Below are 19,671 nucleotides of genomic sequence, written 5' to 3'. Positions count from 1 at the left end.
CCGAAGTGCCTTCGGCACCTCCCCCTCAAGGGGGCGCCCGCTGCGGCCCGGCAAAGCCGGTTCCGCGCCGGCACTGGTATGTGAGAGCCTTGTATGAACTTCACCATTTTGAAACTTGTCGGTGGCCGGATCGTCTCCGGCCTGGCCTCGCTGCTGGCGGTGTCGGTGGTGGTGTTTGCCATCACCGCCGTGCTGCCCGGCGACGCGGCCGAGGAGAAGCTGGGGCAGGACGCCACGCCTGAAGCGGTGGCGGCGCTGCGCAAGGAGATGGGCCTGGACCGTAGCGCGGTGCTGCGCTACTTCGACTGGCTGGGCGGCATGGCCAGGGGCGATGCGGGCAAGTCGGTGGTCACCGGCATGCCGGTGGGTGAGGCCGTTAACAGCCGCCTGCCCGCCTCGCTGTTGCTGGCCGCGGTGACCACGGCGTTTTCCGTGCCGCTGGCCCTGGGCCTGGGCATCCTCTGCGCCTTGCGGCGCGGCTCGGCTTTTGACCGTTTCACCAGCATGGCGACGGTGGCCGTGGTGTCGGTGCCGGAATTCCTGGTGGCCACGCTGGCCGTGCTGGTGTTCGCGGTGCAGCTCAAATGGCTGCCCGCGCTCTCCTACGATGTCAACATTTCCTCGCCGGGCGAAATGCTGCGCTCCTTCGCCTTGCCGGTGCTCAGCCTGGGCAGCGTGATCGTGGCGCAGATGCTGCGCATGACGCGCGCGGCCGTCATCGACCAGATGGCGGCGGCCTATATCGAGATGGTGCGGCTCAAAGGCGCGAGCGCCGCGCGTACCGTGCTGTTCCACGCGCTGCCCAATGCCATCGGCCCCATCGCCAACGCGGTGGCGCTGAGCCTGTCCTATCTGTTGGGCGGCGTGATCATCATCGAGGTGATCTTCAATTACCCGGGCATCGCCAAGCTTATGGTGGACGCCGTCTCCCAGCGGGACATGCCCCTGGTGCAGGCCTGCGCCATGATCTTCTGCGCCGCCTACCTGATCCTGGTGATGCTCGCCGACGTGTGCGGCATCGTCGCCAACCCACGCCTGAGGCACCAATGAACGTCGCGACTCTTGTTCCTTCGAACGCCGCTACCAAGCGCCGCGCCTGGCTCTCGGGCTGGTCGCGCGCCGGCAAGTTCGGCCTGGCCGTGCTGGCCTTCTGGGTGGCCGTGGCGATCTACGCCTGCTTCGTGCCGGACAGCGCACTCGGCGAGATGTCCGATGCCGGCGTGTTCCAGGGCATGGGTGCGCAACACTGGCTGGGCACCGACTACCTGGGCCGCGACATGCTCACGCGCATCATCGTGGGCACGCCCTACACCATCGGCGTGGCCTTCGTCGCGACGCTGATCGCCTGTGGCGTGGGCGCTGTGCTGGGCCTGCTGGCCGCCGTGACGGGCGGCTGGGTGGATTCGGCCCTGAGCCGGCTGCTCGACACCCTGGTCTCCATCCCGAGCAAGATGTTCGCGCTGGTGATCATCGCCGGCTTCGGTTCCTCGGTCACGCTGCTCATTGCCGTGGCCGCCATCGTCTACACGCCGGGTGCCTACCGCATCATCCGCTCGCTGGCGATCAACATCAACGCCATGGACTACGTGCTGGTGGCGCGCGCCCGCGGCGAAGGCCACGGCTACGTCATGCGCCGCGAGATCCTGCCCAACATCACCGGCCCGCTGCTGGCCGACATGGGCTTGCGTTTCGTCTACGCCCTGCGCCTGCTGGCGAGCCTGAGCTTCCTGGGCCTGGGCGTGCAACCGCCCATGGCCGACTGGGGCTCGCTGGTGCGCGAAAACCTGGGTGCCTTGCCGGTAGGCGGTGTCTCGGTGCTCGCCCCGGCGTTTGCCATCGCCGCGCTGACCATCGCGGTCAACCTCGTGATCGACAACTTACCGGGCCATACCGACGCCGACAGGGAGAAACACTGAAGTGAAAAACCACCCCCGAAGCGCCTTCGGCGCCTCCCCCTCAAGGGGGCGCACCCTGTGGCCCGGCAAAGCCGGTTCCACGAGTGCCCTCGAACGGACCCTCGGCCTTCATACGTTGCGGGTGTTCCGCAGCATGGATAACTGACATGGGTGCAACTGTTCTTGTTAATGAACTGCGCATCGTGGCGCAGGCCGCCGCTGGCGGCGAAATAGAAATCGTCAAAGGCGTCTCTTTTGGCATAGCACCCGGCGAGGTGCTGGCGCTGATCGGCGAGTCCGGCTCCGGCAAGACCACCATAGGCCTGGCGCTCATGGGCTACGCACGGCACGGCTGCCGCATCGCCGGAGGCAGCGTGCGCATCGGCGACACCGACGTGCTGGCACTCACCGAACCCGAACGCCGCCAATTGCGCGGCCGGCGCGTGTCGTACATCGCGCAGAGTGCCGCCGCCTCCTTCAACCCGTCGCGCACCATCATGGACCAGGTGGTGGAGACGGCGCGCATCCACTCCCTGATGCCCCGCGCCGATGCCGAGAAAAAAGCCGTGACGCTGTTCCGCGAGCTGGCGCTGCCGCAGCCCGACACCATAGGCCAGCGCTATCCGCACCAGGTCTCGGGCGGGCAGCTGCAGCGGCTGATGGCCGCGATGGCGCTGATGAGCGACCCGGACCTGGTGATCTTCGACGAGCCCACCACGGCCCTGGACGTCACCACCCAGATCGAGGTGCTGCACGCCTTTCGCCGCGTGGTGCGCGAGCGCAAGACCACGGCGGTCTATGTCACGCACGACCTGGCGGTGGTGGCCCAGATGGCCGGCCGCATCCTGGTGCTGCGCGACGGCGCCGAGCGCGAGATCGGCACCACGCAGCAGATCATCACCACACCGAAAGACGACTACACACGCAGCCTGATCGCCGCCGCCAACCCCAAGGCGCGCACGGGTGAGGCGCACGCCGAGGGCGCCACGCCGCTGCTGGAAGTGCGCAACCTGGTCGCCGGCTACGGCCCGCTGGACAAGCACGGCCGGCCCGCCTCCCCGGTGCTCGACGATGTGAGCCTGCGCCTGTACCGCGGCCAGGCGATAGGCGTGATCGGCGAGTCCGGCTCCGGCAAGACCACGCTGGCCCGTGCTGTCGCCGGGCTGATAGGCCCCGCCGGCGGGCAGATCATGTTCGACGGCAAGCCGCTGCCGCGCCTGGTGAGCCAGCGCACGCCTGAGGAACTGCGCCGCATCCAGATCGTGTTCCAGATGGCGGACACGGCGCTCAATCCCTCGCACACCATCGCCGAGATCCTGGCGCGGCCGCTGCAGCTGTACCGCGGCTTGAAGGGCGAGGCGCTGGACAAGCGCATCGCGCAGCTGCTGGACCTGGTGCAACTGCCGCAGGCTTGCGCACGGCGCCTGCCCGTGGGGCTGTCCGGCGGGCAGAAGCAGCGCGTCAACCTGGCGCGCGCGCTGGCCGCTGACCCCGATTTGATCCTGTGCGATGAAGTGACCTCCGCGCTCGACACCGTGGTGGGCGCCGCCATCCTCGACCTGCTGGCGCAGCTGCGCAAGGAGATCGGCGTGTCCTACATGTTCATCAGCCACGACATGAACACCGTGCGCGCCGTGTGCGACGAGATCGTGGTGCTGTATGCCGGCCAGAAGGTCGAGTCGCTGACCCGCTCGGCTTTCGCGCATGCGCCGCGCCATCCCTACTTCCATCTGCTGGCGAACTCCGTTCCGGAATTGCGCCAGGGATGGCTGGAAGAAGTCGGGGCGGCGCAGCGCGCGGCCCTGCCGCTGGTGCAGGCGCCCGTAGACCGCGCGGGCATTTGCAGCTTCCTGGACCGATGTCCTTTGCGTGTCGCAGGTTTGTGCGACAGCAAGACGCCGCCGCGGCATGAGCTCGAGGGCGGCGTGGAAGTGTTCTGCCACCGCAGCGCCGATGAATTGCTGCAGCTGCAAAAAAACAAGGCGCAGCCGCGCGAATGCACGGCCTGATTCGCAAGGCCTGATCCGGGGAGCGCTGCGTGCGTATGGAGGTCGCCGTCCCGGGTGGCGCCGGGAATTTTTTCATCCGAACTGAACTGATTGAACCGACATGGAAACACTGAACTTCATTGGAGGCCGCTGGCAGGCGGCCCAGGACGCTCGCCAATTCGAGGTGCGCAACCCGGCCGACGACAGCCTGATCGCCACCGTCGCCGATGGCGGCGCCGCCGATGCGCGCCTGGCCGCCGATGCCGCGGCCGGGGCGCTGCATGCCTGGAGGGCGCGCCCGCCGCGCGAGCGCTGCCTGATCCTCAAGAAATGGCAGGCGCTGATAGAGCGCGACGTGGAGCCGCTGGCCGCGCTGATCTCTCGCGAGCAGGGCAAGCCGCTGGCCGAATCGCGCGGCGAGATCGCCTATGCCGCGGGCTATGTGGAATGGTTCGCGGAAGAGGGTGTGCGCGCCCACGGTGAAGTCATCGCCGCGCCCGTCACCTCCAAGCGCTACATCGTGCTGCGGGAAGCCGTTGGCGTCGTGGCCGTGGTCACGCCCTGGAATTTCCCGGCCGCGATGATCGCGCGCAAGATTGCGCCCGCGCTCGCCGCCGGCTGCACCGTGGTCGCCAAGCCCGCCGAAGACACGCCGCTCACTTCCCTGGCGCTGGTGAAGCTGGCCGAGGAAGCGGGCGTGCCGCCCGGCGTGCTCAACATCGTGCCCGCCTCGCGCGATCGCACGCCGGAAGTGGTCGGCGAATGGCTGGCCGACGGCCGCGTTCGCAAGATCAGCTTCACCGGCAGCACGCCGGTGGGCAAGCTGCTGGCGCGCGAGTCCGCCACCACGCTCAAAAAGCTGTCCCTGGAGCTTGGCGGCAACGCGCCCTTCATCGTGTTCGAAGATGCCGACATCAACGCGGCCGTCGAAGGCTTGATGGCCTCGAAATTCCGCAACGGCGGCCAGACCTGCGTCAGCCCCAACCGCGTGTACGTCCACCAGACGGTACACGACCGTTTTGTCGACAAGCTGGCGGCCCGCGTGGGCGCGCTGAAGGTCGGTCCCGCGACCTGGCCGCAGGCCGAGATCGGCCCCATGATCAATGCCCGTGCGCTGGACAAGATAGAGCGCCATGTGAACGACGCCGTGGCCAAGGGCGCCAAGGCGGTGGTGGGCGGTTGCCGCGTGCGCAATGACGTCGCCACCGGGCCCAACTACTACGCGCCCACGGTGCTGACCGGTGCCACCAAAGAGATGGCCCTGTCCTGCGAGGAAACCTTCGGCCCCGTGGCCGCCATCTTCCCCTTCGCGACCGAAGAGGAAGTTGTCGCACTGGCCAACGACACGCCTTACGGCCTGGCCGGCTACTTCTATTCGAACGACGTCAAACGCATCTGGCGCGTGGCCTCGGCGCTGGAGACCGGCATGGTCGGCATCAACGAAGGTGCCATCGCCGCGCAGGCCGCGCCCTTCGGTGGCGTGAAGGAATCGGGCTACGGCCGCGAAGGCTCGCACTGGGGCCTGGACGATTACCTGCACACCAAGTATCTCTGCCAAGGGAACCTCACATGACATTCCCGACACCCCCGAAGCGCCTTCGGCGCCTCCCCCTCAAGGGGGCGCACCCTGCGGCCCGGCAAAGCCGGTTCCGCGAGTGCTCTTGCTCGGCACCTCGGCTCGCACACGCTGTGCCGTTCTTGCGGCTTGAGGATCGGACGTGAAAGTACTTGTTCTGGGCGCCGGCGTGATCGGCACCACCACGGCCTACTACCTGGCCCGGGCGGGCCATGAGGTCACGGTGGTCGACCGCCAGCCCGGGCCCGCGCGGGAAACAAGCTTTGCCAATGCCGGCCAGGTGTCGCCCGGTTATGCCGCGCCCTGGGCCGCGCCCGGTGTGCCGTTCAAGGCGCTGCGCTGGATGTTCCAGAAGCATGCGCCGCTGGCCATAGGCCTGGACGGCAGCATGGACCAGCTGCGCTGGATGTGGCAGATGCTGCGCAACTGCAGCCCGCGGCGCTACGCGGTGAACAAGGAACGCATGGTGCGGCTGGCCGAATACAGCCGCGACTGCCTGGCGCAGCTGCGCGGGGACACCGGCCTGCGCTACGAGGGCCGCGAGGGCGGCACACTGCAGGTGTTCCGCACCCAGGCGCAACTCGACGCTGTCAGCAAGGACGTGGCCGTGCTGCGTGCTGCCGGTGTTCCCTACGAGCTGCTGGGGCCTGACGAACTGGTGCGCGCGGAGCCGGCCATCGCCACCGGGCCGCTGGTGGGCGGCCTGCGCCTGCCCGGCGACGAGACGGGCGACTGCCACTTGTTTACCACCGGTATCGGCCACCTGGCCCAATCCATGGGCGTGCGCTTTTCTTTCGGCGAGGCCATAGACCGCGTCGAAGTCTGTGCCGGCCAGGTGGCCGGCGTGCTGCAGGGCGGCCGCCTGCTGAAAGCCGATGCCTATGTGATGGCGCTGGGCTCGTATTCCACGGCCATGCTGGGCGACGCTTTGAAGATTCCCGTCTATCCGGTCAAGGGCTATTCGATCACCGTGCCCATCGCCGATGCCGGCCGCGCGCCGGTGTCGACCGTGCTGGACGAGAGCTACAAGATCGCCATCACCCGCTTTGACCGCCGCATCCGCGTGGGCGGCATGGCGGAACTGCGCGGCTTTGACCTGCGCCTGAACCCGCGGCGCCGCGAAACGCTGGAGCTGTGCCTGAACGACCTGTTCCCCGGCGCGGGCCATGTCGAGGACGCTAGCTTCTGGACCGGCCTGCGGCCCATGACCCCGGACGGCACACCGCTGGTGGGCCGCACGCCGCTGCCCAATCTCTACCTCAACACCGGCCACGGCACGCTGGGCTGGACCATGGCCTGCGGTTCCGCGCGCCTGCTGGCCGATGTCATGAGCGGCCGCGCACCCGAGATCCGCGCCGACGACCTTTCGGTGCAGCGTTATGCGCAGCTGGAATCACGGCCATGGGCCGGCCCTTGGGGGGCAGTTCAATTCGACTAACTGCTTGTGAACTTGTTTACGACTATTGCCCAGAACAAGCGCACTGCGGGGTTTGGTGGACGCTCACTTCGCGCAGCGAAGTTATGCGGCCACACAAATCCTCCCCCAATCTTGCAAATAGCGCGACAGTCGAATGGCAGTCGACCTTCAGTACAGGTCATTGCGCACTGATTGATCGTAGTGTTCGTTGATTTGCTGAACCTGCGCGTCATCGAGATCGCTGGAGGCATCTTGGAGCCGGCTGATGGCCGCGAGCATGTCACCCACTGTGGGCAAGGTGTCGCGATCCAGCCTTGAGCTGTGCTCCCAGAGCTGGGCACGATTGACGGCCTTGCCGCAGTGGAACAGCACCTCGTCGATCTGCACGACGGTTGCTGCTTTGGGTGTGCGCATCCCTTCGCGAAGATCGGACAACAAGTCATGATCGGTAGAGACGCGTCCCCGGCCGTTGATGCGAAGAAAGATCTCCAGCCCCGGGAACAGAAAGACCATCGCAAGCCGCCGGTCGCGCTGCAGGTTTCGCAATGATTCGATCCGGTTGTTGCCCGGCCAGTCGGCAAATGCGACCGTGTTGTCGTCGAGTACGTGAACAAAGCCGGGCGGTCCGCCGCGCGGCGAGGCGTCCAATCCATGCTCGCTCCCCGTCGCCAGGCAAAAGAATGTGGCTTTGCGCAGGTATGCCTTGTGAAAGTCGACCAGGTGGTCCAGCACGGCACGCTGGATTCTTTCGGACGGCGGCGCATAGAGCGCGTCGAGATCAGCTTGCGGCACTTGGGCGCCCGCTTGCGCTTGCTGGGGCTTCGCTGGGGTCGCGTCTTGGGTGGGTGATCCGGCGTTTTGTGTCTTCATGAGATGGCCTTCTTAAAAGTAGAAGAAGTAAAAGAATTAGAAGAAGTAGAAGACCCCAAGCCTAAGCACGATTGAATGGCTCCCGTAAACTGTATCGGCCATTCAATATCTCAAATCCGCCATGCACGACCCCATGAGCCACCTGGACGACTACATCAACCTGGCAGGTGGCCCGGTGCTTTTTGCCGCGGAAGGCCGCCATGAGGATGAGCTGGCGGCGCAGCCGCACCAGCATGCGCGCGGCCAGCTTTTCGGTTCCATGCGTGGTTTGTTGTCCGTGGGTGTGCAGGAAGGGGTCTGGCTGGTGCCAGCGATCCACGCTGTGTGGCTGCCGCCTCGCCAAATGCATTCCGGACGCACGCATGGGCCTTTTCACGGCTGGAGCGTGTATGTTGCGGAGTCCGCCTGCGGCGACTTGCCGCCACAGCCTTGCACCATCCGCTTGTCCGGGCTGCTGCGTGAGGCCGTGCTTCGCGCCGCACGCTGGCCTGTCAATGCCAGTGAACCCCTGAGCGGCGCGCAGGCGCACCTTGCCGGCGTCATCCTGGACGAAATCCGGACACTGCCTGTTGAGCCGCTCGGCCTGCCTTTGCCGAAAGACCCGCGCCTGCAGCGTGTCGCTCGCGCCCTGATCGCGGATCCGGCGGATGATCGCGACATGGCGCACTGGGCTGATTTCGCGGCCATGAGTACGCGCACCTTGACCAGGCGCTTTGTTGCCGAGACGGGCTTCAACTTCACGGAATGGCGGCAGCGCGCCCTCTTGATGCGGTCGCTTGAAATGCTGGCGGCGGGCGCCGCCGTGACGACGGTGGCCCTGGACCTGGGCTATTCCACCGCGAGCGCCTTCATCACGCTTTTCCGCCGTACCTTTGGCGAGACTCCCGCCGCTTACAAAGCCCGCCTGTGAAGCCGCGCGGGCGGCACGGCGAGGGGGCGCTCTCCTTCCTCACGCCTCAAGCCGGGCCAGCACACGCCGCGTGGCGGCAAGCGCCCGCCGCGCACGTTCCGTGGCGCCGACAGTGAGCGCCAGCGTATGCGCCGGCACTTCGAGGCTGAGCGGGATGTTGCGCGGCGCCGCGCGCAGAAGGCCGGGCAGGTCCACCTCGCCATCACCGGGAAACAGGCGCTCGCCGCGGGCCTCGGCGAGGATGGCGTCCATCGTCGGCGGAATGGCCGCGGGCACGTCACACAGCTGCATGAAGCGCAAACGCGAGGGCGGGATGTTGGCGATGTCCGTGATGCGGCTGCGCGAGCGGCTCAGGTGGAAAGCATCGATCAGCACACCCGCGTTGCCGCGGCCGGCGTGCTCGACAATGCGCGCGGCCTGGGCCAGGTCTTTCGCGTCGGTCCAGGGCATGAACTCCAGGGAGGGGGCCAGCCCATAGCGCCCGGCGAGGTCGCAGAATGCGGCGAAGGTGTCGGTCAGCCGGGCCTCATCGGAATCGTTGCCGGCCACGAGCAACTCGCTTGCACCCAGCCGGGCGGCGGTGGCCATCGCGGCTTCGTAGTCGCCGATCCGGGTGTCGGGCTTGAGACGAAAGATCTCCACATCGAGCACCTTGATGCCGGTGTCCGCCAGGCGAGCCTCGACTTCGCGCAGCATAGCCGTGTCTCCCACGATGTCGTATTGCGGCTCGGTGGGCGTTGCGGGCAGCAGGCGAATGCCGACATGGCTGAAGCCGGCATCAAAGGCGCAGCTCACCATCTCGGGTGGCGTTAGCTCCAGCACGGTCAGGGCGGCGAGTGAAATGGGGCGGGTCATGCTTTTGGCGCTGGCTCTTGGGACAGGGGTCTGGACAACAGCAATTTACCGCCAAAACAAGCAAGGGCTTCAGTGCGACCGGGAAAGTTTGAGCAGCCGCGCACCCGAGATCCGCGCCGACGACCTTTCGGTGCGGCGCTATGCGCCGCTACGCCTCCACACGCACGACCACCTTGCCGGCGTGCCGGCCCTGCAGCAGGTCCGACAAAGCGGCGGGCGCATTTAAAAGGCCGTCTACAACGCTTTCCCGCGCCTGAATTTGCCCGCTGTGGACCCATTCCTCCATATCGCGGCGGAACACATCAAAGCGCGGGCCGTAGTGGTCAAGAATGATGAAGCCTTGCACGTGCACGCGTTTTTGCAGGATGGCGGCCAGGAACTGCGGCATGTGATTGGCGCCGGGAGCGCCTGCCGTGTCGTTGTAATGCGCGACAAAACCGCACACGGGCATGCGGGCGCCAATATTGAGCAGCGGAAGCACCGCCAGCAGCACCTCGCCGCCGACGTTCTCAAAGTACACGTCTATGCCCGCCGGGCATGCGGCGGCAAGCTGCGCCGCAAACAAGGGGTCGTGCCTGTCGATACAGGCATCAAAACCCAGCTCGGCCACGGCTTGCCGGCACTTGTCTGCACCGCCGGCGATGCCTACGACGCGCGCGCCCTTGAGTTTGGCGATCTGGCCGACCATGGCGCCCACCGCGCCGGTTGCCGCGGCGACCACCACGGTTTCACCGGCTTTGGGCCGGCCTATGTCCAGCAGGCCGACATGCGCCGTGAAGCCCGGCATGCCGAGCGCACCCAGCGCCAGCGAAGGCCTGGCCATGTCGCCCAGGGCCTGCAGCTCGTTGCCGTCACTCAGGGCGTAGTCTTGCCAGCCGCTGTTGGCGAGCACCAGGTCGCCAGCGCGATAGGCGGGATGCCTGGATTCGATGACGCGGCTGACGGTGCCGCCCGGCATGGTGCCGCCCAGCGGAACGGGTGGCGCGTACCCAGGCCCGGTTTTGTCCATCAAGTTGCGCATATACGGGTCCAGCGAAAGGAACTGCGTTCGCAAGAGCACCTGGCCTTCACCCGGGCGCGGCACGGGCCCGGTCACAAGGTGGAAGTCGGACGCGACGGGCAGGCCGCGCGGGTGCGCCGCCAGAGTGATGCGCCGGTTGATGGGGGCGTGTGCTTGCGGGCTTGTCATGATCAGCTTCGCACCCCGGCCATGGCGGGAACAGGGCCGCGCCGCCAGGCCAGCAAGCCGCCCAGGGCCACGGCCACCATGGCAAATGCGGGGGCGCCGAGTGCCCCGGTCCGGTCGACGATCAGGCCGCCCGCGATGGCGCCCGTGGCAATCGCAACCTGGAAGGCGGCGACCAGCAAGCCGCCCGCGGCTTCCGCCTGGTCGGGCGCGGCGCGCACTATCCAGGTCTGAAAGCCCACCGGGAATGCGCCGAAGGCGAAGCCCCACAAGCTCACAGCCACGGCGGTGACCACGGTGGAGCTGCCGCCCACCAGCAGCGCAGCTGCCAGCACGGCGATCATCGCGCTGCCGGCGACGATGGCGTAGCGCTCGCCGTGCCCCGCCAGCCAGCCGCCCGCGAAGTTCCCGAAGAAACCGCCTATGCCGTAGCCCAGCAGCACGGCGGAAATCGCCGCTACGGGCAGTTTGGTCACGTCTTCCAGCACGGGCCGGATATAGGTGAAGCCCGCGAAGTGGCCGGATATGACCAGCAGCACCGCCAGCAGCGCAATGCGCACCGGCCCGCGCGTGAGCAGGTCGCGCAGGCCCTTCAGGCTGGCCTGGTCGCGCGGTGGCAGGGCCGGCAAGGCCGCCAGCTGCACCACAAAGGCCAGCAAGCCGACAACGCCTGCCGCGACAAAAGCGCTGTGCCATCCCCAGAGACTGCCCATCCAGGCGCCCACGGGCGCCGCGCAGACGGTGGCAATGGAGACGCCGGTCAGCACCAGCGACATCGCGCGCGGGAAGAGCCGCTCAGGCACCAGGCGCATGGCCAGCGCCGCCGCCATGGACCAGAAGCCACCGAGCGCGACGCCCAGCACCACACGCGCGAACAGCAGCACCGAAAGCGAGCCGGCCGTCGCGGCCAGCAGGTTGGACACCAGCAGCAGCGCGGTGAGCGCCAGCAGCACCCGCTTGCGGTCAAAGCGCGCCGTCAGCAAGGGGATGGTGGGCGCGGCCACCGCGCCGACCAGCGCCGTGGCCGTGACGGCCTGGCCCGCGGCACCCGCCGTGACGTGCAGGTCGGCCGCCATGGCGGTCAGCAGGCTGGCCGGCAGGAACTCCGCCGTGACCAGGCCGAACACGCCCAGGGAGAGGGATGCGACCGCCGGCCAGAGCGCGGCGGCCTCGGCGGGTGGATGGTTGGCGGGAGGAGCGCCTGCGGACAGTGGATCCAGGCAGGCAGAGCAGGAGTTGGATGACATGGGATATGAAGCCTTGAAGCCTTGTTGGAGACAGGGTTGCCAGCTTAGGCCTAGCATCGACAGCTTTCCATGGCGAAAGAGCCGAAATGCTTGACGATTCCTCCAGAACTTTCACGCCCGTCGTTCAGCCTCCCCATGAATACGGGGGCCTGCCCGCTGCGGGCCCTGATCCCCTGACCCAGGTCCTGCTGGGCCTGCGCCTGGAGGGCGTCGAGTACGGCCGCTGCCTCGTGCACGCGCCCTGGGCCATTTCCTTTGACGCGCAGCCCGCCGCGCGCTTTCACTTCGTTGTCAGCGGAGACTGCTGGATGCACACGCCGCAATCCGGCTGGGTGGCGCTGAAGGCCGGTGACGCGGTGCTGCTGCCGCGCGGCACGGCCCATACCCTGGCCAGCTCACCCGAGGTGCCGCCGCTGGACCTCGCGAGTTTTGACCGCCAGCGGCTCGCGGACGACATCTACCTGCTGCGCGATGCAACGCCCGCGGCGCAAACACCGTCCCACACCATGTTCTGCGGCAGCATGACCTTTAACCTCGACCCCCTGCACCCCTTGCTGGCCATGATGCCGGAGGTGATACGCGCCAGCGAGCTGGCCCAGCGCGACCCGGGCGTGCCCATGCTGCTGGAGGCCATGGAGCGCGAAGCCTCGCTCAACCGCATAGGCGCCTGCGGCATCCTGGCCCGCATGGCCGACGTGCTGGCCGCGAGCATCATCCGCGCCTGGGTGGAATGCGCCTGCAGCAACTCGACGGGCTGGATCGCGGCACTGCGCTCGCCCGGCGTGGGCAAGGTGCTGGCCGCCATCCACGCCTCGCCCGAGCAGGACTGGAGCGTGCCGGAACTGGCGAACATCATGGGCGCCTCGCGCTCACGCTTTGCCCAGGCCTTCAAGGAATCGGTGGGGGAGAGCCCTGCCCGCTACGTGGCCCGCATCCGCATGTTCCAGGCCCGCAACTGGATCGCGCAGGACGGCATGCGTGTCACCACGGCCGCCGACCGGCTGGGTTTTGACTCCGAAGCCTCCTTCAGCCGGGCATTCAAGCGTGTCATAGGCCACCCGCCCAGCAAGGCGCGCGCTGCCATGTGAGCGAGGCGCTGCCCCGCTGTTTCATGCGAGGGGCGTGATGGTCGACCGGGTGCTGGCGTCGATCAAGCTACCCTGATCGGCGCCATGCTCAGCCGCGTGCCCCACTCAGGCGCGGCTCGGGCTGCGGCAGTTTTGGTGCCTTGTTCATCAAGCCCAGCACCACTTGCAGCGCCATCGCAATCGCTCCAACGATGAACACGACGTCGCCGAAGGTGCGCACCCAGCGCAGGTTCTGCAGCAGGGGCTGTTGCATGAATTCTTCGCTGCGCGCATACCACAGGCCTTCGCTGACGCTGGCGTGGAACTGGATGATCCCGATAGGCAACAGGCTGGTGAAGATCATCAGCACCAGGCCGGCGTTGAGGCCCCAGAACGCGGTTTTCATCAAGGGCGCACTGAAGCGATAGTCCGGGCGCAGGTAGCGCAGCACCAGCAGCGTGAAGCCCAGCGCCAGGAATCCGTAAACCCCGAACAGCGCGGCATGGGCATGGACCGGCGTGGTGTTCAGCCCCTGGATGTAGTACAGCGACATCGGCGGGTTGATCATGAAGCCGAAGACACCGGCGCCCAGCATGTTCCAGAAGGCGACGGCGACGAAGAACATCATCGGCCATTTGAGGTTTTCCATCCAGGCGGCGCGCGCCTTGAGCCGCCAGTTCTCCCAGGCTTCGTGGCCCAGCACGATCAGCGGCACCACCTCGAGGGCGCTGAAGCTCGCGCCGACCGCCATCACCGGTGTGGTGGTGCCGGCGAAGTACATGTGGTGAAAGGTTCCGGGAATGCCGCCCAGCATGAACAAGGATGCCGATGCCAGGCTCGCGGCCGTGGCCATGCGCAGCGAGACCAGGCCTAACGTGGAGAAGATAAAGGCCAGCGCCGTGGTGGCGAAGACTTCGAAGAAGCCTTCCACCCAGAGATGGACCACCCACCAGCGCCAGTACTCCATGACCGACAGGTGGGTGCGCTCGCCGTAGAAAAGGCCGGCGCCGTAGAACAGGCCGATGGCGCCCACCGAGGCGGTGAGCAGCGCGAGCAGGTTCTTGTCGCCGCCCTTCTTCAGCAGCGCGGGGATGACGCCGCGCAGCATCAGCACCAGCCACAGCAGGATGCCGGTGAACTTGCCGATCTGCCACAGGCGTCCCAGGTCCACATACTCGTAGCCCTGGTGCCCGAGCCAGAAATTCCATTCGGGCGGCATCACCTGCGCGATGGCCAGGTAGTTGCCGGTGAAGGAACCGACAACGACGACGACCAGCGCCCAGAACAGCACGTCCACACCGGCCTTCTGGAACTTCGGGTCCTTGCCGCCGTTGATCAGCGGCGCGAGGAACAGGCCCGCGGCGAGGAAGCCGGTGGCGATCCAGAACAGGGCGGCCTGGATGTGCCAGGTGCGGGTCAGCGAATACGGAAACCAGCGCGAGACATCGAGGCCGTAGAACTGCTGCCCTTCGACGGTGTAGTGCGCGGTGAATCCGCCTATGAAGACCTGGAAGATGAACAGGGCCACGACCAGGAACAGGTATTTGCCCAGGCCTCGCTGCGAGGGCGTGAGCGCAAAGGTGGTCAAGGGGTCGCGCGCGGCGGGTTCCGGCAGCGGCTCGTCATGCTTGCGCAGGAAGGCCCAGGCCCAGACCAGGAAGCCCACGCCGGCCAGCAGCACCACGATGCTGGCGATAGACCAGACAATGTTCTCGCTGCTGGGCCGGTTGCCGATCAGGGGCTCATGCGGCCAGTTGTTGGTGTAGGTGACTTTCTGGCCGGGACGCTCGGTGGCGGCGGCCCAGGCGGTCCAGAAGAAAAATTGTGTCATCTGCCGGCGCCGCTCGGCGTTCGGCAGCGTGTTTTCCTTCATCGCAAAGTGCTCGCGGCTTTTCTGGAGCGAGGGCGCGTCGGAGAACAGCTTGTCGTAGTACCCGGCCGTCTGGGCGATGGCCTGGACGCGGCGTTCCGACAGTTTCAGCACATCCGCCTGGTCGACGCGGTTGCCGCGGTACTCGGCCTTGAGCTGCTCGCGCAGCGCGGCTTGCGCCGGCCCGTCGAGCGCGGCATAGGCCTGGCCGTGCAGCTGCTGCGCGGCCAGCTCCAGCCAGGCTGTCAGTTCGCGGTGCAGCCAGTCGGCGGTCCAGTCCGGTGCCTGGTAGGCCCCGTGGCCCCAGATGGAGCCCAGCTGCATGCCGCCCACCGACTGCCAGGCCGTCTGGCCGTCGAGGATGCCCTCGCGGCCGAACAGGACCTTGCCGTCCGGGGCGGTCACCTGCGCGGGAATCGGCGGCGCCTGGCGGTAGACCTCGGTGCCGTAGTAGCCCAGCAGCGAGAAGGTGACGATCAGCACGCCGATCAGCGTGAACCAGAGTTTTTTGTAGGGGCCCATGAAGATTCTCCTTGGCTTACAGCACGCCGGCCTTGTAGACGCCGGGCACCGCTTCGCCGGTGACCTCGAGCAGGCCTACCGCGCCCTTGCCGGCGCGCGACAAGGCATGGTCCACCAGCAGGTAGTTTCCGGGGTGCTGGACCTTGATCTCCACGATGGTCGCGCCGCCGGGCGCCACCAGCGTGGTCTGCACGTCGTGCTTGAGGCCGGTGAAGGAGCCTTCGCTGTACACGTTGTCGAAGATCTCGCCGATGACGTGGAAAGACGAGATCTTGTTGGGGCCGCCGACGCCGAAGTAGATGCGCACGGTTTCACCCACCTTGGCCTGCAGTTTGTGGGTCTTGTTCAGCGCACCGACTTCGCCGTTGAAGACGTAGTAGTCGGGCAGCTCATTGGCCATCTTCTCGAGGTCGGCCTCCTGGTGCCCCTTGGCGCCGTGCGGGCGGCCGGTGTACATCTCGCCCTGCATCACGTAATACTCGCGGTCCACCTTGGGCAAACCGCCCTCGGGTTCGACCAGGATCATTCCGTACATGCCGGCCGCGATGTGCTGCGGCACCAAGGGCGTGGCGCAGTGGTACACATACAGGCCCGGGTTGAGCGCCTTGAAGGTGATGGTTTTCTCCTGGCCCGGAGCGACCTGCGTGTGTTCGCCGCCGCCATGGCCGCCCGTCACCGCGTGCAGGTCTATCGAATGGATCATCTTGCTGTCGCGGGCGTTGGCCAGCGTCAGCTCTATGGTGTCGCCGACGCGGGCGCGCAGCATGGGGCCGGGCACCTGGCGGTTGAAGGTCCAGTAGGTAAAGCTCGTGCCGTCGTCGAGCTTGCCGGGCAACTCGACCGTTTCCATGCGGTACTTCAGGGTCGTGGGCGCCCGGGTTCCCACCGCGGCCGGCACTGCGGCCGGGTTGGCGGCCACGCTGACCGCGGACGGGTCGGCCGCGCGCTGCGGCACGGGGGCGGGGTGTAGAGCGCCAGCGCGGCCTGGCTGGCATCGCTGGCGGCCGGCGCGGCGGCCTGGGCGCTGGCGGGGCCGCTGACCTGCAGCCGGCCTTCCATGCCGATCTGCCGGTGGCCGGGGATGGAGCAGTAGTAAGTGAAGGTGCCGGAGCGCGGGACCTTGAAGCGCAGCGTGGTCTTGCCGGTGCCGGGGCTGAATTTGGGCGACGCGACGTTCAGCTCGGGGATCACCAGGTCGTGCTCCGCGCCTTCCCCGCTTTCCAGCACGATCTCCACCGTGTCGCCCGCGTTGGCGCTGAGGGTCGGGTTGACCTGCCCCTTGCCGTCGATGAACACCATTTTTCCATCGACGATGTTGGTGTGCAGCTCGTAGCGCCTGGTCCCGGCGGGTATGGCCGCGCTGGAAGTGCTGGCGGGCGCTGCGGCGGTATGCGCCGGATGCGCGGCGGGCTGCGCCTGCACGGACAAGGCCGCACTGAGGATACAGATGGCGGCGGCGATGGCGTTGGGGGAGAGGGTCCGTTTCATGTGGCTTTTCCTTGGTCTTTTATGCCGATTCGGCAGTTCCGACTGTGCGGGCCGCGAGCCACGGGAACTTGTCTTAGATCAACACCTTGCTGAATAAGCGGTGCTTGCGACTGAATAAAAGCGGTTCAAGAGACCATGCCGGGTATGGATGACCATTTCCACGGTGCGGCTACTTTTACCGGCTGGCGTGCTGCTTTTGCGCTTGGCGCTTGCTCAGTGCCAGGGGACCGCCGAGCACCACGCAGATGGCGTCCTGGTTCAAAATCACAGCCATGACAACGCCCAAACTACTCATTGAGTTCGCGGACGGCATCATGGCCGTCTCCCTAAACCGTCCCGACAAACTCAATGCCATCGACAACGAGCTGGCGCGCGCACTGCTTGACGCGATTGAGCAGGCCGCGCGCGACGACAGTGTCAGAGTGCTGCTGCTGCGCGGCAAGGGCCGGGCGTTTTGTGCGGGCAGGGACGTCGGCGCGCCACCCACGGAGGACGACCTGGTGCTGGTGCAGGCCGTGGCCAAGGCGCTGGTGTCTTTGCCCAAGCCGGTTGTCGCTGCTGTCCATGGCTGGACCGTGGGCGCCGGCTTTGAGTGGATGCTCAATGCGGACATCGTGCTCGCGGCGGAAAGCGCGCGTTTCAAGCTGCCCGAGGCATCGCTTGGGGTTTTTGTGACCGGCGGATTGACGGCAACGCTGCCCGCCTACGCGGGTCTTGCGCGCGCCAAGACGCTGATGCTGCTGGGCGAGGAGTTCTCACCCGCGCAGGCGCAGGCCTGGGGACTGGTCTGGAAAGTGGTTCCCGACCTCGAACTCGAATCGGCTTCGCGGCAGGTAGGCGCGAAGCTGGCGGCGCTTTCGCCGGAAGTTGCCGCCACCTTTAAACGGGTGCTCAACGAGACCGGGCTTGGTCGCTTTGAGGAGGCGATTGCGCTGGAGAATGAGGCGCAGCGGGCGCTGGGAGGTCGGGCCGAGGCTGCCTGAGCGCAGATATCCCTGCAGGGGGAGAGAGTTCAACTACTTACAGTGCCGCAACCAGCTCAGGCACAGCCGTGAACAGGTCGGCTTCCAGGCCGTAGTCGGCCACGCTGAAGATGGGCGCTTCGGGGTCCTTGTTGATCGCCACGATGACCTTGCTGTCCTTCATGCCGGCCAGGTGCTGGATCGCACCGCTGATGCCGGCGGCGATGTACAGCTGCGGCGCGACAATCTTGCCGGTCTGGCCCACCTGCCAGTCGTTGGGGGCATAACCCGCATCGACGGCGGCACGAGAGGCGCCGAGTGCCGCGCCCAGCTTGTCGGCCAGCGGCGTGAGCACTTCGCTGAACTTCTCGCTGGAGCCCAGCGCGCGTCCGCCCGAGACGATGATCTTGGCGGCGGTCAGCTCGGGGCGGTCGCTCTTGGCGATCTCGGAGCCCAGGAAGCTCGACTTGCCGCTGTCGGCCACGCCGGCCGGCGTTTCAATCGCGGCCGAGCCGCCGCTGGCAGCCGCCGCGTCAAAGCCCGTGGTGCGCACGGTGATGACCTTGGTCGCGTCCAGGCTTTGCACGATGGCAATCGCGTTGCCGGCGTAGATCGGGCGTTCGAAGGTGTCGGCGGCGTCGACCTTGGTGATGTCGGAGATCTGGCCCACGTCCAGCGTCGCGGCCACGCGCGGGGCGATGTTTTTGCCCGAGGCGGTGGCCGGAAACAGGATGTGCGAGTAGTTGCCGGCAATGGCCACCACCTGGGCGGCCATGTTCTCGGCCAGGCCGTGGGCGAAGTGCTCGCCTTCGACGTGGATGACCTTGGCCACGCCGGCAATCGCGGCGGCGGCCTTGGCGGCGGCTTCGGCGCCCTTGCCGGCCACCAGCACGTGAACGTCGCCGCCGCACTGGGCGGCAGCCGTCACGGTGTTCAGGGTCGCTGGCTTGATGGAATTGTTGTCGTGTTCTGCGATTACGAGTGCGGTCATTTCAATCAACTCCTTAGATGACTTTGGCTTCGTTCTTGAGCTTGTCCACCAGGGCGGCCACGTCGGCCACCTTGACGCCGGCGCTGCGCTTGGGCGGCTCGCTGACCTTCAGGGTCTTGATGCGCGGCTTGACGTCGACACCGAGGTCTTCGGGCTTGAGGCTGTCGAGCTGCTTTTTCTTGGCCTTCATGATGTTGGGCAGGGTGACGTAGCGCGGCTCATTCAGGCGCAGGTCGGTGGTGATGATGGCCGGCAGCGTGAGCGACAGGGTTTCCAGGCCGCCGTCGACTTCGCGCGTGACCTTGGCGTTGCCGCCTTCGACCTCGACCTTGGAGGCAAAGGTGGCCTGGGGCCAGCCCAGCAGCGCGGCCAGCATCTGGCCGGTCTGGTTGCAGTCGTCGTCGATGGCTTGTTTACCGAGGATGACGAGCTGGGGTTGTTCTTTCTCGACCAGGGCCTTGAGCAGCTTGGCCACGGCCAGGGGCTGCAGCTCCTCGGCGGTTTCGACCAGGATGGCGCGGTCGGCGCCGATCGCCATGGCGGTGCGCAGGGTTTCCTGGCACTGGGCGACGCCGCAGCTGACGGCGATGACTTCGGTGACCACGCCTTTTTCTTTCAGGCGCGTGGCCTCTTCGACGGCGATCTCGTCAAACGGGTTCATGCTCATCTTGACGTTGGCGATGTCGACACCGCTGCCATCGGATTTGACGCGGACTTTCACGTTGTAGTCGACTACACGTTTGACGGGGACCAGAACCTTCATTGACCAATTCCTTGATGCTTGATGAATAAATGGCGCGCAGGGCTATCCTCGCGCGGAAAAAAAA

At 66.7% G+C, this 19,671-nt stretch carries 17 protein-coding genes; 8 read left to right on the top strand and 9 right to left on the bottom strand.

What is annotated here, in order from left to right; all coding sequences use genetic code 11:
- Window positions 1–93: 93 nt before the first annotated feature.
- The 5 genes from ACEN9P_RS07365 (at window position 94) to ACEN9P_RS07345 (ending at window position 6,897) form a co-directional block, all read left to right on the top strand.
- Window positions 94–1,050, top strand: coding sequence for an ABC transporter permease (locus ACEN9P_RS07365; RefSeq protein ID WP_495621554.1), 957 nt, complete (start codon window positions 94–96; stop codon window positions 1,048–1,050).
- Complete coding sequence (locus tag ACEN9P_RS07360) at window positions 1,047–1,916, top strand: ABC transporter permease (RefSeq protein ID WP_477662784.1); 870 nt, start codon at window positions 1,047–1,049, stop codon at window positions 1,914–1,916. The genes ACEN9P_RS07365 and ACEN9P_RS07360 overlap by 4 nt, the downstream gene beginning before the upstream one ends.
- A 146-nt stretch (window positions 1,917–2,062) precedes the next feature.
- Window positions 2,063–3,904, top strand: a complete 1,842-nt coding sequence (locus ACEN9P_RS07355) for an ABC transporter ATP-binding protein (RefSeq protein WP_495621553.1) — start codon at window positions 2,063–2,065, stop codon at window positions 3,902–3,904.
- A gap of 100 nt (window positions 3,905–4,004) precedes the next feature.
- Window positions 4,005–5,456: an NAD-dependent succinate-semialdehyde dehydrogenase gene (locus ACEN9P_RS07350; protein ID WP_495621552.1), complete on the top strand. Its 1,452-nt coding sequence runs from the start codon at window positions 4,005–4,007 to the stop codon at window positions 5,454–5,456.
- 145 nt (window positions 5,457–5,601) lie between these two features.
- Window positions 5,602–6,897, top strand: a complete 1,296-nt coding sequence (locus ACEN9P_RS07345; RefSeq protein ID WP_495621551.1) for a D-amino acid dehydrogenase — start codon at window positions 5,602–5,604, stop codon at window positions 6,895–6,897.
- A 147-nt stretch (window positions 6,898–7,044) separates the two neighbouring features.
- On the opposite strand, the gene ACEN9P_RS07340 is transcribed toward ACEN9P_RS07345, so the two are convergent.
- Window positions 7,045–7,746: an MSMEG_1061 family FMN-dependent PPOX-type flavoprotein gene (locus ACEN9P_RS07340; protein WP_495621550.1), complete on the bottom strand. Its 702-nt coding sequence runs from the start codon at window positions 7,744–7,746 to the stop codon at window positions 7,045–7,047.
- Window positions 7,747–7,879: 133 nt separating this feature from the next.
- On the opposite strand from ACEN9P_RS07340, the gene ACEN9P_RS07335 reads away from it, so the two are divergent.
- Window positions 7,880–8,656 (top strand): AraC family transcriptional regulator, encoded by a 777-nt coding sequence (locus tag ACEN9P_RS07335; RefSeq protein WP_495621549.1) that lies wholly within the window; start codon window positions 7,880–7,882, stop codon window positions 8,654–8,656.
- 39 nt (window positions 8,657–8,695) lie between these two features.
- Here the strand turns inward: ACEN9P_RS07335 and ACEN9P_RS07330 are convergent, their stop codons facing one another.
- The 3 genes from ACEN9P_RS07330 to ACEN9P_RS07320 all read right to left on the bottom strand — a co-directional run bounded on the left by ACEN9P_RS07330 (window position 8,696) and on the right by ACEN9P_RS07320 (window position 11,944).
- Window positions 8,696–9,511, bottom strand: coding sequence for a sugar phosphate isomerase/epimerase family protein (locus tag ACEN9P_RS07330; RefSeq protein WP_495621548.1), 816 nt, complete (start codon window positions 9,509–9,511; stop codon window positions 8,696–8,698).
- 148 nt (window positions 9,512–9,659) lie between these two features.
- Window positions 9,660–10,700, bottom strand: a complete 1,041-nt coding sequence (gene curA / locus ACEN9P_RS07325; protein ID WP_495621547.1) for an NADPH-dependent curcumin/dihydrocurcumin reductase — start codon at window positions 10,698–10,700, stop codon at window positions 9,660–9,662.
- A 2-nt stretch (window positions 10,701–10,702) separates the two neighbouring features.
- Window positions 10,703–11,944: an MFS transporter gene (locus ACEN9P_RS07320; protein ID WP_495621546.1), complete on the bottom strand. Its 1,242-nt coding sequence runs from the start codon at window positions 11,942–11,944 to the stop codon at window positions 10,703–10,705.
- Between the two features lie 86 nt (window positions 11,945–12,030).
- On the opposite strand from ACEN9P_RS07320, the gene ACEN9P_RS07315 reads away from it, so the two are divergent.
- The gene (locus ACEN9P_RS07315; RefSeq protein WP_495621545.1) at window positions 12,031–13,032 is read left to right on the top strand and encodes an AraC family transcriptional regulator; all 1,002 of its coding nucleotides are present in this window, start codon (window positions 12,031–12,033) and stop codon (window positions 13,030–13,032) included.
- 88 nt (window positions 13,033–13,120) lie between these two features.
- Here the strand turns inward: ACEN9P_RS07315 and ACEN9P_RS07310 are convergent, their stop codons facing one another.
- From ACEN9P_RS07310 to ACEN9P_RS07300, 3 genes are read right to left on the bottom strand one after another with little or no spacing between them, the layout of a single operon-like run.
- Window positions 13,121–15,403 (bottom strand): nitric-oxide reductase large subunit, encoded by a 2,283-nt coding sequence (locus ACEN9P_RS07310; RefSeq protein ID WP_495621544.1) that lies wholly within the window; start codon window positions 15,401–15,403, stop codon window positions 13,121–13,123.
- 16 nt (window positions 15,404–15,419) lie between these two features.
- Window positions 15,420–16,358: a copper-containing nitrite reductase gene (gene nirK / locus ACEN9P_RS07305; protein WP_495621543.1), complete on the bottom strand. Its 939-nt coding sequence runs from the start codon at window positions 16,356–16,358 to the stop codon at window positions 15,420–15,422.
- Complete coding sequence (locus tag ACEN9P_RS07300) at window positions 16,262–16,891, bottom strand: cupredoxin domain-containing protein (protein WP_495621542.1); 630 nt, start codon at window positions 16,889–16,891, stop codon at window positions 16,262–16,264. Before ACEN9P_RS07300 ends, nirK begins: the two co-directional genes overlap by 97 nt.
- Window positions 16,892–17,163: 272 nt before the next feature.
- Between ACEN9P_RS07300 and ACEN9P_RS07295 the strand changes: the two genes are divergently transcribed.
- A complete protein-coding gene (locus ACEN9P_RS07295) occupies window positions 17,164–17,874 on the top strand; it encodes an enoyl-CoA hydratase/isomerase family protein (protein ID WP_495621541.1) in 711 nt (236 codons plus the stop codon).
- 37 nt (window positions 17,875–17,911) lie between these two features.
- Here the strand turns inward: ACEN9P_RS07295 and ACEN9P_RS07290 are convergent, their stop codons facing one another.
- Both ACEN9P_RS07290 and ACEN9P_RS07285 read right to left on the bottom strand, forming a co-directional pair.
- On the bottom strand, window positions 17,912–18,844 hold the full coding sequence (locus ACEN9P_RS07290; protein ID WP_495621540.1) for an electron transfer flavoprotein subunit alpha/FixB family protein: 933 nt from the start codon (window positions 18,842–18,844) through the stop codon (window positions 17,912–17,914).
- A 13-nt stretch (window positions 18,845–18,857) separates the two neighbouring features.
- The gene (locus ACEN9P_RS07285; protein WP_495621539.1) at window positions 18,858–19,607 is read right to left on the bottom strand and encodes an electron transfer flavoprotein subunit beta/FixA family protein; all 750 of its coding nucleotides are present in this window, start codon (window positions 19,605–19,607) and stop codon (window positions 18,858–18,860) included.
- Window positions 19,608–19,671 lie beyond the last annotated feature (64 nt).

This window comes from Polaromonas sp. Polasp52, from assembly GCF_059491565.1.
This window is presented reverse-complemented; position numbering and strand designations above follow the sequence as displayed.